The following is a 15324-nucleotide window of genomic DNA, read 5'->3' on the forward strand; positions in this document are numbered from 1 at the left end:
TGCTGCCCAGACGTATCGGCATGCTCGGCGGGACGTTCGACCCGGTTCATATCGGTCACTTGCGCGGTGCGCTGGAAGTGGCCGAACTGCTGGAACTCGATGAGTTGCGCCTGACGCCCAGCGCCAGGCCTCCGCATCGTGACATGCCGAGCGTTACCGCTCAGGACCGTCTGGCGATGGTCCGCAGTGCGGTGGCCGGTGTGTCGCCCTTGACGGTGGATGACCGTGAACTGAAACGGGACAAACCGTCGTATACCCTCGACACACTGGAATCGATGCGTGCAGAACTCGCGCCTCAGGACCAGTTGTTCCTGTTGCTGGGTTGGGATGCCTTTTGCGGGCTGCCGACCTGGCACCGGTGGGAAGAACTGCTGGAGCACTGCCATATCGTGGTGCTGCAACGCCCGGACGCGGACAGCGAGTCGCCGGATGCCATGCGCAACCTGCTGGCGGCACGCGCCGTCAGCGATCCGAAGGCCCTGAAAGGGCCGGGCGGACAGATTACATTCGTCTGGCAGACGCCTTTATCGGTGTCTGCCACCCAGATCCGTCAACTGCTGGCCAGCGGTAAGTCGGTACGTTTTCTGGTGCCAGACGCGGTACTGGCCTATATCGATGTGCACGGGCTTTACCGTGCGCCGAACACAGATGGGTTGCCCTGAAACGCTTTTATCGACAAGCGTCTGGGCGGTCCCACACATACGAGCTGAATGAGTTTTATATGACAAAGCAAAAAATGAGCAGTGAAGAAGTCGTCAAGGTTGCCGTTGCAGCCCTCGAAGAGATCAAGGGTGCCGACATCCTGACCATCGACGTGCGCGACAAGACCAGCATCGCCGATTACATGCTGATCTGCACCGGTACTTCCAACCGCCAGCTGAACGCACTGGTCGACAGCGTCCGTGACAAGGTCAAGGCTGCCGGTCTGAAGTCCCTGAGCGAAGAAGGCAAGGGCGACAGTGACTGGGTGCTGCTCGACCTGGGCGACGTGATCGTGCACGTGATGACTGCCGCCGCACGCCAGTTCTACGACCTTGAGCGTCTGTGGCAGGGTGCCGAGCAAAGCCGTGCTGCCAGCGCTGCGCATCACACCCCAGGCCACGAATAAGGCATCACGGTGCGTTTGCGTCTGATCGCGGTGGGTTCACGCATGCCCAAGTGGGTTGAGGAAGGCTGGCACGAGTACGCCAAGCGTATGCCATCCGAACTCGCCCTCGAACTGGTGGAAATTCCGCTCAATACCCGTGGCAAGAACGCCGATGTTGCGCGCTTTATCCGTCAGGAAGGCGAAGCGATGCTGGCGAAAGTGCAGCCGGGCGAGCGGATTGTCACGCTGGAAGTGCAGGGCAAACCCTGGAGCACCGAACAGTTGGCGGTCGAACTCGATCGCTGGCGTCTCGATGCGCGCACGGTCAACCTGATGGTGGGCGGCCCGGAGGGGTTGGCACCTGAGGTCTGTGCCCGCAGCGAGCAACGCTGGTCGCTGTCACCGCTGACCTTGCCGCACCCGCTGGTGCGCATCCTGATTGGCGAGCAAATGTATCGCGCCTGGACAGTCCTGTCCGGGCACCCTTATCACAAGTAGCATCGTCCTTACTGTGAACACGGCCTAAATGTCTCAACCGATCCGCCTCAAAGACCACGAAAAAGACGCACGTCTGGTACGCGGCAGGGTCGTGTTCGGTGCTGTGGCGGTCGTGTTGCTGGTGTGTGTGCTGATCGCCAGGCTTTATTACCTGCAAGTCATTCAGTACGACTATCACTCCACGCTCTCGGAAAACAACCGTGTTCACGTGCAACCGATTCCGCCCAGTCGTGGCCTGATCTACGACCGCAACGGCGTCGTGGTGGCTGACAACCGGCCCAGCTTCAGCCTGACCATGACGCGTGAGCGCTCTGGCGAATGGTCCAGCGTGCTCGACACCATCGTCGACATTTTGCAGCTCACCCCCGATGACCGGATCATTTTCGAAAAGCGCATGAAGCAGGGGCGTCGGCCCTTCGAACCGGTGCCGATCCTGTTCGAGTTGAGCGAAGAGCAGATCGCCCTGATCGCCGTCAATCAGTTCCGCCTGCCGGGCGTCGACGTGGTTGCGCAGTTGGTGCGTCATTACCCGCAAGGGCCGCATTTTGCGCATTCGGTCGGCTATATGGGGCGGATCAACGAAAAAGAGCTCAAAAGCCTCGATCCGATCAATTACAGCGGCACCCACCATATCGGCAAGACCGGTATCGAGCGTTTTTACGAGCCCGAACTGCATGGTCAGGTCGGCTACGAAGAGGTCGAGACCAACGCCCGTGGCCGCGTGTTGCGCGTGCTCAAACGCACGGACCCGATCCCCGGCAAGGACATTGTCCTGAGCCTAGACATCAATCTGCAGGAAGCCGCCGAAGCTGCGCTGGGCGGGCGCCGGGGTGCTGTTGTGGCGCTTGAACCGAGTACCGGTGAAGTGCTGGCGATGGTCAGTGCGCCCAGTTTCGATCCGAACCTTTTTGTGACCGGCATCAGCTTCAAGGCGTATGCCGAGCTGCGCGACTCCATCGACCGGCCGCTGTTCAACCGTATCCTGCGCGGCCTTTATCCGCCGGGCTCGACCATCAAGCCTGCGGTGGCAATTGCGGCGCTGGATGCCGGCGTCGTGACGCCCGCTACGCGGGTCTTCGACCCAGGCTATTACCAACTGCCCAATTACGATCACAAGTACCGTAACTGGAACCGGACCGGTGATGGCTGGGTGGACCTAGACACGGCGATCATGCGCTCAAATGACACGTACTTCTACGATCTTGCGCACAAGCTGGGCATCGACCGGCTGGCGACCTACATGAACAAGTTCGGCATTGGCGAAAAGGTCTCGCTGGACATGTTCGAGGAGTCGCCCGGTTTGATGCCATCGCGGGACTGGAAGCGCGCGACCCGCCGTCAGGCCTGGTTCCCGGGCGAAACGCTCATTCTCGGGATCGGTCAGGGCTATATGCAGGCCACGCCGCTGCAACTGGCGCAGGCCACTGCGCTGGTGGCCAACAAAGGTGTATGGAACCGGCCGCACCTGGCCCGAACCATCGAGGGCAAGCCGCCGGTGGACGAGAACCCGATGCCGAACATCGTGCTGCGTGATCCGGCCAACTGGGCGCGGGTCAACCACGGCATGCAGGAAGTAATGCACGGCGCACGCGGTACGGCGCGCAAGGCGGCAATCGGTGCGCAATACCGGATTGCCGGCAAGAGCGGTACGGCGCAAGTCGTGGCGATCAAGCAAGGCGAGAAATATGACCGTACCAAGGTCCAGGAGCGCCATCGCGACCACGCCTTGTTCGTCGGCTTCGCGCCGGCCGACAACCCGAAAATCGTGGTGGCCGTGATGGTCGAGAACGGCGAGTCCGGCTCCGGCGTCGCGGCGCCGGTCGTGCGTCAGGTCATGGACGCGTGGCTGCTCGACGAAAATGGCCATCTCAAGCCTGAGTATGCCGGTTCCCAGAATCTGGAGGCTGCGGCCCGTGAAGAGTAATTTTGACCGCATCCTGTCCAGCGAAGACGTGATGCGCCGCCGCGCCACGTTTCTGCAGCGCATTCATATCGACGGTCCTTTGCTGATTCTGTTGCTGACGCTGGCAGCGGGCAGCCTGTTCGTGCTGTATTCGGCCAGTGGCAAGAACTGGGATCTGCTGATCAAGCAGGCCAGTTCGTTCGGCATCGGTCTGGTGGCGATGGTGGTGATCGCGCAACTGGAGCCGCGATTCATGGCGCGCTGGGTGCCGGTGCTGTACGTCATCGGCGTTTTGTTGCTGGTGGTGGTGGACGTCATGGGCCACAACGCCATGGGCGCGACCCGCTGGATCAATATTCCCGGCGTGATCCGCTTCCAGCCCTCAGAATTCCTCAAGATCATCATGCCGGCGACCATCGCCTGGTATCTGTCCAAACGCACGCTGCCGCCGCATCTCAAGCACGTCGCGGTCAGTCTGGCGTTGATCGGCGTGCCGTTCGTGCTGATCGTGCGCCAGCCCGATCTCGGTACTTCGTTGCTGATTCTGGCTTCCGGTGCGTTCGTGCTGTTCATGGCCGGCCTGCGCTGGCGCTGGATTCTCAGCGTGCTGGCGGCTGCCGTACCTGCGGCGGTCGCCATGTGGTTCTTCTTCATGCATGACTATCAGAAGCAGCGCGTGCTGACGTTCCTCGATCCGGAAAGCGATCCGCTGGGCACCGGCTGGAACATCATTCAGTCCAAGGCCGCCATCGGTTCGGGCGGGGTGTTCGGCAAGGGCTGGCTGTTGGGTACTCAGTCGCATCTGGACTTTCTGCCGGAAAGCCACACCGACTTCATTATTGCGGTGCTGGGCGAAGAGTTCGGGCTGGTGGGTATTTGCGCGCTGCTGATCATCTATATGCTGCTGATCGGTCGCGGGCTGGTGATCACCGCGCAGGCACAGACGCTATTCGGCAAATTGCTGGCCGGCGCGCTGACCATGACGTTTTTTGTTTACGTTTTCGTCAACATCGGTATGGTCAGTGGCCTGATGCCGGTGGTGGGCGTGCCGCTGCCCTTCATTAGCTACGGCGGAACTTCGCTGGTGACGCTACTGTCAGCGTTTGGAGTTTTGATGTCGATCCATACACATCGTAAATGGATTGCACAGGTTTGATTAAGGTGAACTATTCAATGCAAGCAGTGCTTAACTGGGCTCGATATGCTCCAGTGGTCGGTCTGGTAGGCATCCTCGGCTCAGTGCAGGAAGTGCTCGCCGGTGACTATGAGGGTTCGCCTCAAGTCGCTGAATTCGTCGGTGAACTGACCCGCGATCACGGTTTTGCCGGTGAGCAACTGATGAGCCTGTTTCGTGAGGTCGAGCGCAAGCAGGCCATTCTCGATGCGATTTCCCGCCCGGCCGAACGGGTCAAGCAGTGGAAGGATTATCGGCCGATGTTCATCACCGACGCGCGCATCGCCCGCGGTGTCGACTTCTGGCGTCAGCACGAAGCGGCACTGACGCGTGCCGAGCAGGAATACGGTGTGCCAGCGCAGATCATAGTGTCGATTATCGGCGTGGAAACCTTTTTCGGCCGTAACACCGGTAATTACCGGGTGATCGATGCGCTTTCGACACTCGGCTTCGATTACCCGCCACGCGCGCCGTTCTTCCGCAAGGAACTGCGTGAGTTCCTGCTGCTGGCGCGCGAGCAGCAGGTTGACCCGCTGACGCTCAAAGGCTCGTATGCCGGTGCGATGGGGCTGCCGCAGTTCATGCCGAGCAGCTTTCGCGCGTATGCCGTGGATTTCGACGGCGACGGTCACATCAATATCTGGACCGACCCGGACGATGCCATCGGCAGTGTCGCCAGTTATTTCAAACGACACGGATGGGTGGCCGGTCAGCCAGTCGTCAGCCGCGCCACGGCACGCGGTGACCGCGTCGATGAAGGTTTGAGCCCGGCGCTCGACCCGGTAATGTCGGTTGGGGAGTTGCGAGGGTTGGGCTGGGCAAGTCATGATGCGCTGCGCGATGACATGCCGGTGACGGCGTTCCGTCTTGATGGCGATAATGGTCCTGAATACTGGCTGGGTCTGAACAATTTTTATGCAATTACCCGTTATAACCGCAGTGTGATGTACGCCATGGCCGTGTATCAGCTGTCTGAATCGTTGGTTCAAGCTCGAGGCGTCAAGTAATGCGGGCATTGCCGATTCTTCAATCATTCAAGCTTCTGGCGTTGACTGGCCTGGCTGTGCTGGTTGCCAGCTGTTCGTCGCCATCGCGCACGACGACCTCCACGCAGGCGCCGAAAGGCGGGGCCGTGGTGCGCTCGATGCCGGGGCTGGACGTGAACCGGGCCCACAAGGACGGCGCGCCGTGGTGGGATGTGGACGTTTCGCGTATCCCGGATGCGACGCCGACCCTGCATACCGGTGCCTACAAGGCCAACCCGTACACCGTGCTGGGCAAGACCTATTTCCCGATGAGCGATTCCAAGCGTTACGTCGCTTCGGGCACTGCTTCGTGGTACGGCACCAAGTTTCATGGTCAAAACACCGCCAACGGCGAAGTGTATGACCTGTACGGCATGAGCGCCGCGCACAAGACCCTGCCGTTGCCCAGCTACGTCAAAGTGACCAACCTGGACAACAACCGCACCGTCATCCTGCGCGTCAACGACCGTGGCCCGTTCTATTCGGACCGCATTATCGACCTGTCGTATGCCGCCGCCAAAAAGCTGGGTTACGCCGAAACCGGCACCGCCCGGGTCAAGGTCGAAGGCATCGACCCGCAGGAATGGTGGGCGCAGCGTGGCCGTCCGGCGCCGCTGATGCTCAATCAGCCGCAGGTCATGGCCCAGGCGACGCCGCCAGCGCTGTCCACGTCGACCGGCACCGTCGAACAGTACACGCCGCCGCCCCAGCAGCACGCAGCACCGGTCGTGCCGTTGCAGGTTGACGCAAAAAAAAACGCTTCAGGACAAGCCGCTGGGCTGTTTCTCCAGGTGGGAGCCTTCGCCAACCCGGACGCTGCGGAGCTCCTGAGGTCGAAGTTGAGCGGGATGGTTCGAGCGCCGGTTTTCGTCAGCTCGATAGCACGCAATCAGCAAACGCTATATCGGGTGCGGATGGGACCGATCGACACGCAGGGTGAAGCCCAGCAGCTGCAAAACAGCGTCAGGTCGGCCAATCTGGGCCAGCCGAGCGTTGTGACATCGGATCAGTAAACGTTTTTGACAGTCGCCCTCCGGCAACAATGGAGGGCGAGATGCAGTTGCAGGCAGCGGGATTTGCCATCGGGCAAGCGTTGCAGGCAACTGTCCACAAGGTCGTGTGTCGAACAGGCGACTTTGTCAGCCAGGGCTACAGCCTGGCGCCACGAGCCGTACCGAAGCGCTTTCGCTTCGCCGGTCTGTTCAGCTTTGCCCGCAAGGGCATGTTTGCCCATTAGGATTCTCGAGAGACGGATGAACATCACCACCTTTGCAAAACGCTTATGCCTGCTTGTACCACTGATAATCACCCCGGCTGCCTGGGCTGCAGAGCAGATGACGCCTGCCGCACCGCAACTGGCGGCCAAGGCCTACGTGCTGATGGACGCCACCAGCGGCAATGTACTGGTCGAAAACAACGGTGATCAGCGTCTGGCTCCGGCCAGCCTGACCAAGTTGATGACGGCGTACATCGCGACTCTGGAAATCCGTCGCGGCCAGATCGGCGAGAACGATCCGGTGACCATCAGTGAAAACGCCTGGCGCACAGGCGGTTCGCGGATGTTCATCAAGGTCGGCAGCCAAGTGACCGTTAGCGACCTGCTGCACGGCATCATCATTCAATCGGGCAACGACGCCAGCGTCGCGATCTCCGAGCATATTGCCGGCAGCGAAGATGCTTTTGCCGACATGATGAACAAGACGGCCGCCGATCTGGGTATGACCAACAGTCACTTCATGAACCCGACCGGTCTGCCGAACCCGGAGCACTACTCGTCGGCGCACGACATGGCGATCCTGGCCCGTGCGATCATCCATGAAGACCCGGCTCACTACGCGATCTACTCGCAGAAAGAGTTTTTCTGGAACGGCATCAAGCAGCCTAACCGCAACCTGCTGCTGTGGCGTGACAAGACCGTTGACGGTCTGAAAACCGGTCACACCGACGAAGCGGGCTACTGCATGGTGTCCTCGGCTGTGCGTGATGGCATGCGTCTGATTGCCGTGGTGTTCGGCACCAACAGCGAGCAGGCCCGTGCCGCTGAAACCCAGAAGCTGCTGACGTACGGCTTCCGTTTCTTCGAAACCCAGAACTTCTATCAGAAGGGCACCGAACTGGCCCAGGCGACCGTCTGGAAAGGCACCGAGCGTCAGGTCAAGGCCGGTCTGGCTGAAGATCTGAACATGACCATGCCTAAAGGCGACATGAAAAAGTTGTCGGCCAGCATGACCATGAACCCGCAGCTGGTTGCGCCAATCGCCAAGGGCGACGTGATCGGCAAGGTTGAAGTCAAGAAGGACGATCAGGTGGTTCACACCGCTAATCTGATCGCGCTTGAAGCGGTCGAGGAAGGTGGCATTTTCCGCCGCGTGTGGGATAGCATCCGCCTGTTCTTCTACGGCTTGTTCAACTGACCCTCCAGTAACTACTGCCGACCTTCTCGCGGCCTGCTCATGATCTGAGCGGGCTGCGTGTCCGTCGTCACGGCTTGTGAGACCTTTACTGCCATGACCGATACCGACGTCAAGTCGCACAAAATCGAATTTCCCTGCAATGACTACCCGATCAAGATTATCGGCGACACCAGTGTGGGCTTTACGGCTGCCGTGATGAAAGTGCTTGAAAAGCACGCCACGGTCGACCTCAAGACGCTGGCAGAGCGTCAGAGCAGCAACGGTAAATACACCACCGTCCAGCTGCACATCATCGCCACCGGCGAAGACCAGTTGCGCGACATCAATAGTGCCCTTCGCGCTACGGGTTTCGTGCACATGGTGCTCTGATGAGCGGTGCCCTGGGCTTTCGTGATCTGGGTCTGATCGATTACGAAACCGCCTGGCACGCCATGCAGCGCTTCACCGACGTGCGTGGCCGGAATGCGGCTGACGAAGTCTGGCTGGTCCAGCACCCGCCGGTCTTCACCCAGGGGCAGTCAGGTAAACCCGAGCATTTGCTGCTGCCGGGCAATATTCCTGTCGTACAGGTCGATCGTGGCGGCCAAGTGACTTATCATGGCCCGGGCCAACTGGTCGCTTACCTGATGCTGGATGTCAGGCGCCTTGGCTTCGGTGTGCGCGATCTGGTCACCCGGATCGAGAACACGCTCATTGGCTTGCTGGCCGATTATGGCGTGACGGCAGCGGCCAAGGCCGATGCGCCGGGCGTGTACGTCAACGGCGCGAAAATCGCGTCGCTCGGCCTGCGTATCCGCAACGGCTGCTCGTTTCACGGTCTGGCGCTGAACGTCGACATGGACCTGGAGCCGTTCCGCCGCATCAACCCGTGCGGCTACGCCGGGCTGGCCATGACCCAACTGAGCGATCAGGCAGGGCAGATAGAATTTTCCGAGGTTAGTGCCCGACTGCGTGCGCAGCTCGTCAACCACCTCGACTACGCTGAGCAGGCTACCCTTACGGGCGGAATAAACCATTATGACTGACACCGTGCAAACCCTGATCCCGACGCTTGACGTTTCCGAGCGTGTGGCCCGTCCGAAAGTCGAAGCCGGCGTCAAGCTGCGCGGAGCGGAGAAGGTTGCGCGCATCCCGGTCAAGATCATTCCGACCGTCGATCTGCCGAAGAAGCCCGACTGGATTCGCGTGCGTATCCCGGTTTCCCCGGAAGTCGACCGTATCAAGCAACTGCTGCGCAAGCACAAGCTGCACAGCGTTTGCGAAGAGGCATCCTGCCCTAACCTGGGCGAATGCTTCTCCGGCGGCACTGCAACGTTCATGATCATGGGCGACATCTGTACCCGTCGTTGCCCGTTCTGCGACGTGGGCCATGGCCGTCCGAAAGCACTCGACGCCGACGAACCGAAGAGCCTCGCCATCGCCATCGCCGACCTGCGTCTGAAGTACGTGGTCATCACCTCGGTAGACCGCGATGACCTGCGTGACGGCGGTGCTCAGCACTTCGCTGACTGCATCCGCGAGATCCGTCTGCTGTCGCCGGGCGTCCAGCTCGAAACGCTGGTGCCCGATTACCGTGGGCGCATGGACGTTGCGCTGGAAATCACCGCAGCGGAGCCGCCGGATGTGTTCAACCACAATCTGGAAACCGTGCCACGCTTGTACAAGGCTGCGCGTCCGGGTTCGGATTACCAGTGGTCGCTGACTCTGCTGCAACGCTTCAAGCAGATGGTCCCGCACGTACCGACCAAATCCGGCTTGATGCTGGGGCTGGGCGAGACCGACGAGGAAGTCATCGAAGTCATGAGGCGCATGCGTGAGCACGACATCGACATGCTGACCCTGGGCCAGTACTTGCAGCCATCGCGTAACCACTTGGCGGTGCAGCGCTTCGTCCATCCGGACACCTTCGCCTGGTTCGCCGAGGAAGGGTACAAGATGGGCTTCAAGAACGTCGCTTCGGGCCCGCTGGTCCGTTCCTCGTACCACGCCGACGAGCAGGCCAAGATCGCCAAATCGATGCTTTGATATCGATGCTTGCCATAAAACACAAAGGCACCCGATGAGGGTGCCTTTGTGTTTGTGGCGATTGAAGATGTGCAGGTCAGAATTTGTAACCCACGCCGACCATGTACACCCACGGGTCGATATCCACATCGACTTTGGTCCGGCCGACCGCCAGGGCAGACGGGCCGTCCACGGTGGCCTGGGTGTCGATGTCGACGTACCAGACCGAAGCGTTGACCAGCACCTTGTCGGTGATCATGTAGTCCATGCCCAGCTGCGCGGCCAGACCCACCGAGTCCTTGAGTTTGAGGTTGCTGAAACCCTGATTCTTGCGGTCGCTGGTCAGGTCGTTGTCGAAGAACGTGGTGTAGTTGATACCCACGCCCGCATACGGCTGAAATCTGGACGAAGGCTCCATCGGGTAGTACTGCAACGACAGAGTCGGCGGCAGATGTTTGACATCGGCCAGCTTGCCGTCCAGCCCAGGGCCCAGGCCTTTGACGGACACGGTATGGTTGAACGGCGTGGCGGCCAGCAATTCGATGCCGACATGGTTGGTCAGCATGTAAGCGAAGGTCAAGCCGAGCTGGGTGTCGCCATTCAGGGTCGCCTTGGTGCCGGAAACCCTGGCACCATCGAGCCGGACTTCGCCGCTGTCTTCATTGGGCTGAACGTGCGCGGCGCCGGCGCGAACGATGAAATCGCCTTTTTCGTAGGCCTGTGCCGCAACCGGGGCGGTGATGGCAAGCGCGACAACAGACGCGCGTAGCAAATGCTTGTTCATGGAGGCTCCAGAGATCATTCAAAATTTATGGGCGTAATGTTAAAGCGCTGTCGAGCGGCGACTTTGACTCAGCTCAATGAAATCACTGGGAACCTCGTCATCCTCATGAATCCGGCAACTCGTAGACAAGAATCTTGTCTGCCTGCATCTGATAACCCGCTTCTGCCAGTTCGCTGCTTGACGACTTGGCCTGCATCGGTCCTTCGATCCAGTACGGCTGATACAGCTCATCGACCTTCACGCCCAGCTCACTCGTGACATGCACGATCTGGTTCGCTGGTGGCGGCGGCACATGGATGCAGGCGCCGAAATACGGCACCAGCAAAAACTCCGTCACTCTGCCTTCCTCACTGACCTGAAGCGGCACGATATAGCCCGGTAAACGCACCAGTTTGCCATCCAGCGCCTTGACCACCGGTGCGTGCGGGGCCAATTGATGGGCCGCAGGCGCCGCTTCCATGGCCAGTGCATCGGACAGCTTCGACAGGTCGTGCAGTGGCGCCGTGACCGGCTTCACCACAGGTGCGTCGGGTGGAATCATCTCATTCCAAGTCAGTTCACGCGGCTCGGCGGCCCACACATGAGTGGTAACCGAGAGCAGCAGAGTGAGTAGCATGCGCCGCATCATGAAGGTCCTCATAAACGAATTGACAGTCCATCGGCCAGTGACTGCCTGTAGGCTCGCCACGCTGGCACGGTTCCCATCAACAGCGCGCAACCGAGAATACCACCCAGTAATGTCCATTCATATTGGCCAGGTGGCATAGATGAGAGGTACAGGCCGTAGTTTTCGAGCACATAGTCGCGGGCCGCGAAAATGCCGATATAGAGCAGTGCAAGGCCGCTGACGACACCGGCCAGCGCTAGCGCGAAAGCCTCCAGTATAAGCAGGCTGGCGATATGCCAAGGGCGCGCGCCGACCGAGCGCAGAATCGCCATTTCCCGGCGGCGCTCGTTGAGGCTGGTGAGAATCGCGGTAAGCATGCCGATCAGGCCGGTCAGCACCACGAACAGCGAAATCACGAACAAGGCCTTTTCGGCGGTGCCCATCAAACCCCACAGTTCCTGCAAGGCCACGCCCGGCAGAATCGCCAGCATCGGCTCGCCCCGGTATTCATTGATCTCGCGTTGCAGGCTGAACGTCGAAATCTTGCTGTTCAGGCCCAGCATGAAGGCGGTAATCGCACTGGGTGTCAGGTCCATGTTGCGTGCCTGATCGGCGGAAATGCGTTCATTGCCGCGTGCCGGCGCGCCGTTATGCCAATCGATATGAATGGCCTCCATGCCGCCCAGGCTGATGTGCAGCGTGCGGTCCACCGGCGTACCGGTCGGTTTGAGAATGCCGACCACGGTGAACGGTTTGTCGTCGTGCTTGACCAGGCTGATCGCCGCAACGCCGTGCGCCAGCACCAGCTTGTCGCCCAGCGTGTAATGCAGCGCCTTGGCGACTTCAGAGCCCAGCACCACTTCGAACGGGTCGGTCTGGAACTCGCGGCCCTCGGCCATTTCCAGGTGTAGCTGACGACCGAACTGGTAATGCTCGAAATACGCTTCGTTGGTGCCCATCACCCGATAGCCACGGTGCGAGTCGCCCAGCGAAATCGGGATCGCCCATTTGACCTGTTTGCTTTGCGCGAAATGCTCGAAGCTGTCCCAGCGTATGTTGTTGGTGGCATTGCCGATGCGGAACACCGAATACAGCAACAGGTTGATCGAGCCGGAGCGCGCGCCGACGATCAGGTCGGTGCCGCTGATGGTACTGGCGAAACTGGCACGGGCTTCGGTGCGCACGCGTTCCACGGCCAGCAGCAGGCAAACCGACAGGGCAATGGCGAAGGCGGTGAGAAAGGCGGTGAAGCGGCGGTTGGCCAGGCTGGCGATGGCCAGACGAAACAGATACATCTCAACTCTCCACAGCGACGGCAGCGCGATTCAGGTCGCTCAGCGACAGATTGCGATCAAACAAGGGGGCCAGGCTCTGGTCATGGCTGACGAACAGCAGGCTGGCCCCGGCCTCGCGGCATTCGGCGAACAGCAGGCGAATGAACGCTTCGCGCGAATCGGCATCCAGCGCGGATGTCGGCTCGTCGGCAATCACCAGTTCCGGCTGACCGATCAACGCTCTGGCGGCAGCCACGCGCTGCTGCTGGCCGATGGACAACGAGTCGGCGCGACGGGCGAGCATCGCCGGATCTTTCAGGCCCAGGTGGGCGAGCAGGGTGGTCGTAGCGTTTTCCACACTGCCATGGCGTTGCTTGGCACGCTCGGCGCGCACCTTGGAAAAGTGACAGGGCAGCTCGATGTTTTCTCGCACCGACAGGAACGGCAACAGGTTGAACTGCTGGAAGATGTAGCCGGTGTGATCGACACGAAAACGGTCACGCGCCGCTGACGACAGGCTCGATAGCTCCTGATTCAGCAGACGAATACTGCCGCTGACCGGCTTCTGCACGCCGCCGAGCAAGCCCAGCAGCGTGGTTTTGCCGCTGCCGCTGGGGCCTTTGAGGAACAGGGCCTCGCCGGTTTGCAGGCGGAAGCTGGGGATGTCCAGCAGTTGAGGATGGCCGGGCCAGTTGAAGCTCAGGTCCGATAGCTCGATCAGTGCTTGGGTCATGGCGTGACTCATGCTCGGTTGGAAATTAAAAGACAGGGCCAGGCCCGGTCATGGTGCCGCAGGGTGCGATCAGAATTTCAGGGTCGGATTCGCTGCAATCACTTCTGCGCCCGACTGGCCGCTCGGCGAAATCAGTTGTACCTGAAGCTTCTTGGTGTCGGGAAAGGTTTTGAAGATTTGCGACAGGTCGAGCTTGCGCAGTACCGCCGGTGCGTCGCAGACAAATTTGTAGTGGCCGTGGATTTCACTGTGCTCATGATGATCGGCGTCGCCTGCTTTGGCGTGCTCTTCGTGATCGTCATCCTTGTCGCCAAACAGCGGGCTTTCCAGCTTCACCGACGTGGCCGAGCAGTTGGCGGCATCGGCAATGCTGAACAGCGCATTAGGCTTGAGCAGCAATTCACGCGCCTTGGCGACCTTGGCCTTGTCTTCGTCTGACGTCGCAACGTGTTCGAAGCCCACAATGTTCATGGCCGGACTGTCGAATTCGAACTCCAGTGTCTTGCCTTCCAGCACCACATCCAGACGCCCGACACCGTGCTCGTGCGCGCCAAGGCTGCCGTGTTCGTCGCCATGATCATGATCGTGTTCTTCAGCCGCGTGGGCGGCAACCAGTGGCAACAGGGCAAAGGGCAGGGCAAGTAGCAGACGGCGCATAGCGAACTCCGGAGTATCATTCAAAAAACTGTTATGTGATCTTATAACAATCATGTCAGTGCGTGGACGTGTTTTTTACTCGTTGTGCGGATCATCGCGCCTCTGCGCATCGGCATTCGAACGTGTAATTCGGAATACCAGACCCGATGCTTATGCCGAACGGGTCTCACACTGTGCATCACCAAGTCCTACTCTGGAAAATGAAAATTGCTACGCCAGCGCCGGATGCGCCGGATGCGCCGGAAGGATTTTCATCGCCAGCCGGGACCTGCACTCGACCTGGATCGAGTGCACTATCAAGGAAGATACCCATGAACAAGCTCCATCCGAACAGGGAAATACTGCGTGCGGTGTACAAGGATCTGACACGCATCACCGAATTTGCCGATCCCGACATCGTGCTGCACAAAGCGGATCAGGGGGCGGGAGGCGGGTTATCCATCGCCATCGGTAAAGATGCGGTGCTTTCCCACGAGATCAATCTGCTCAGACGCACCCGTCAGACCTTGTACATGGACGTCCACGATATTGTCGCCAACGATCACTTCGGCTCGGTGGTGGGCGAGATGCGCGCCAGTTGCGAGGGGCGGAAAATCATCATGCCGTTCTGCGGCCTGTGGCGGTTTCGTGATGGCAGGATTGTCGAGCACTGGGAACACGTCTACAACGTGCGGGCGCTGGGCGACTTCATGAACGGCAAGGAACCGACCATCAGCCAGTGGCGTTACGCCTGAGCGATGGGCAGCGCGGTCAGCCTGTGGGAGCATGTACGCCTGATTGTCAGCAGGTACACATCATGTTGCGTATTCGTGGAAGCATAGGCCTGTGGCCGGTGGATTTGACCCTTGAACTGGACGAAGGCGACTGGGCCCGGCTGGGGGCGCAGCTCAAAGCGGTCGCGCCCGAGGTGTCGGCAGCGGTGGTCGAAAGCAAGCCGGTCAATCCGGACGACAGGCTGTGGCAGGTCGCTCAGGAATTGCTGCACAAGGCCGGCCACATGAGCGGGCCGGATCTGTTGGCGCAACTGGAAGGGCTGACCGGCAGCACGGCAGCCGGCAAGCATTTGCTGGTGCGCTTGCGTCATTCGGCCAACGTGAAAGTCGAGAGCGGCGGGGATGCGCCTTTGTACAGCTGGATCGAGACAGTCTGATCGGACGACCCGCG

General features: G+C 60.2%; 19 protein-coding genes. 14 read left to right on the forward strand and 5 right to left on the reverse strand.

Going from position 1 to position 15324, the window contains the following annotated elements:
* Window positions 1-2 precede the first annotated feature (2 nt).
* The 12 genes from nadD to lipA all read left to right on the forward strand — a co-directional run bounded on the left by nadD (window position 3) and on the right by lipA (window position 10126).
* Window positions 3-662 carry a nicotinate-nucleotide adenylyltransferase gene (gene nadD, locus BLT55_RS25075; protein ID WP_055000268.1) on the forward strand — a complete coding sequence of 220 codons (660 nt, stop codon included), beginning with the start codon at window positions 3-5 and terminating at the stop codon, window positions 660-662.
* A gap of 59 nt (window positions 663-721) precedes the next feature.
* Window positions 722-1108 carry a ribosome silencing factor gene (gene rsfS, locus BLT55_RS25080; protein WP_007250896.1) on the forward strand — a complete coding sequence of 129 codons (387 nt, stop codon included), beginning with the start codon at window positions 722-724 and terminating at the stop codon, window positions 1106-1108.
* 9 nt (window positions 1109-1117) lie between these two features.
* The gene (rlmH, locus tag BLT55_RS25085) at window positions 1118-1585 is read left to right on the forward strand and encodes a 23S rRNA (pseudouridine(1915)-N(3))-methyltransferase RlmH (RefSeq protein ID WP_003313894.1); all 468 of its coding nucleotides are present in this window, start codon (window positions 1118-1120) and stop codon (window positions 1583-1585) included.
* A 28-nt stretch (window positions 1586-1613) separates the two neighbouring features.
* Window positions 1614-3509 carry a penicillin-binding protein 2 gene (gene mrdA / locus BLT55_RS25090; RefSeq protein ID WP_055000264.1) on the forward strand — a complete coding sequence of 632 codons (1896 nt, stop codon included), beginning with the start codon at window positions 1614-1616 and terminating at the stop codon, window positions 3507-3509.
* Between the two features lie 31 nt (window positions 3510-3540).
* Complete coding sequence (gene rodA / locus BLT55_RS25095; protein WP_007250893.1) at window positions 3541-4644, forward strand: rod shape-determining protein RodA; 1104 nt, start codon at window positions 3541-3543, stop codon at window positions 4642-4644.
* 17 nt (window positions 4645-4661) lie between these two features.
* Window positions 4662-5669, forward strand: coding sequence for a lytic murein transglycosylase B (mltB, locus tag BLT55_RS25100; protein WP_007250892.1), 1008 nt, complete (start codon window positions 4662-4664; stop codon window positions 5667-5669).
* Window positions 5669-6700, forward strand: a complete 1032-nt coding sequence (locus tag BLT55_RS25105; protein WP_007250891.1) for a septal ring lytic transglycosylase RlpA family protein — start codon at window positions 5669-5671, stop codon at window positions 6698-6700. Before mltB ends, BLT55_RS25105 begins: the two co-directional genes overlap by 1 nt.
* A gap of 41 nt (window positions 6701-6741) precedes the next feature.
* The gene (locus BLT55_RS33760; protein WP_055000263.1) at window positions 6742-6924 is read left to right on the forward strand and encodes a hypothetical protein; all 183 of its coding nucleotides are present in this window, start codon (window positions 6742-6744) and stop codon (window positions 6922-6924) included.
* A gap of 16 nt (window positions 6925-6940) precedes the next feature.
* Window positions 6941-8101 (forward strand): D-alanyl-D-alanine carboxypeptidase family protein, encoded by a 1161-nt coding sequence (locus BLT55_RS25115; RefSeq protein ID WP_055000262.1) that lies wholly within the window; start codon window positions 6941-6943, stop codon window positions 8099-8101.
* A gap of 93 nt (window positions 8102-8194) precedes the next feature.
* Window positions 8195-8470, forward strand: a complete 276-nt coding sequence (locus BLT55_RS25120; RefSeq protein ID WP_007250888.1) for a DUF493 domain-containing protein — start codon at window positions 8195-8197, stop codon at window positions 8468-8470.
* Entirely contained in the window at window positions 8470-9126 is a 657-nt protein-coding gene (lipB, locus tag BLT55_RS25125; RefSeq protein ID WP_055000261.1) for a lipoyl(octanoyl) transferase LipB, read from the forward strand. Before BLT55_RS25120 ends, lipB begins: the two co-directional genes overlap by 1 nt.
* Window positions 9119-10126, forward strand: a complete 1008-nt coding sequence (lipA, locus tag BLT55_RS25130; RefSeq protein ID WP_055000260.1) for a lipoyl synthase — start codon at window positions 9119-9121, stop codon at window positions 10124-10126. The genes lipB and lipA overlap by 8 nt, the downstream gene beginning before the upstream one ends.
* Window positions 10127-10202: 76 nt before the next feature.
* On the opposite strand, the gene BLT55_RS25135 is transcribed toward lipA, so the two are convergent.
* From BLT55_RS25135 to BLT55_RS25155, 5 genes are all read right to left on the reverse strand, one after another.
* Window positions 10203-10889, reverse strand: coding sequence for an OmpW/AlkL family protein (locus BLT55_RS25135; protein WP_055000259.1), 687 nt, complete (start codon window positions 10887-10889; stop codon window positions 10203-10205).
* Between the two features lie 103 nt (window positions 10890-10992).
* Window positions 10993-11517 (reverse strand): DUF3299 domain-containing protein, encoded by a 525-nt coding sequence (locus BLT55_RS25140; protein WP_055000258.1) that lies wholly within the window; start codon window positions 11515-11517, stop codon window positions 10993-10995.
* A gap of 8 nt (window positions 11518-11525) precedes the next feature.
* Window positions 11526-12791 carry an ABC transporter permease gene (locus BLT55_RS25145; RefSeq protein WP_055000257.1) on the reverse strand — a complete coding sequence of 422 codons (1266 nt, stop codon included), beginning with the start codon at window positions 12789-12791 and terminating at the stop codon, window positions 11526-11528.
* A 1-nt stretch (window position 12792) separates the two neighbouring features.
* The gene (locus tag BLT55_RS25150) at window positions 12793-13503 is read right to left on the reverse strand and encodes an ABC transporter ATP-binding protein (RefSeq protein WP_055000256.1); all 711 of its coding nucleotides are present in this window, start codon (window positions 13501-13503) and stop codon (window positions 12793-12795) included.
* 69 nt (window positions 13504-13572) lie between these two features.
* Complete coding sequence (locus BLT55_RS25155) at window positions 13573-14160, reverse strand: DUF2796 domain-containing protein (protein ID WP_055000255.1); 588 nt, start codon at window positions 14158-14160, stop codon at window positions 13573-13575.
* Window positions 14161-14471: 311 nt separating this feature from the next.
* Between BLT55_RS25155 and BLT55_RS25160 the strand changes: the two genes are divergently transcribed.
* Together BLT55_RS25160 and BLT55_RS25165 are read left to right on the forward strand one after the other, a co-directional pair.
* A complete protein-coding gene (locus BLT55_RS25160) occupies window positions 14472-14894 on the forward strand; it encodes a nuclear transport factor 2 family protein (protein WP_007250880.1) in 423 nt (140 codons plus the stop codon).
* Between the two features lie 62 nt (window positions 14895-14956).
* Complete coding sequence (locus tag BLT55_RS25165) at window positions 14957-15310, forward strand: hypothetical protein (RefSeq protein WP_055000254.1); 354 nt, start codon at window positions 14957-14959, stop codon at window positions 15308-15310.
* Window positions 15311-15324: the final 14 nt, after the last annotated feature.

This window comes from Pseudomonas cannabina, from assembly GCF_900100365.1.
Taxonomy (GTDB): domain Bacteria; phylum Pseudomonadota; class Gammaproteobacteria; order Pseudomonadales; family Pseudomonadaceae; genus Aquipseudomonas; species Aquipseudomonas cannabina.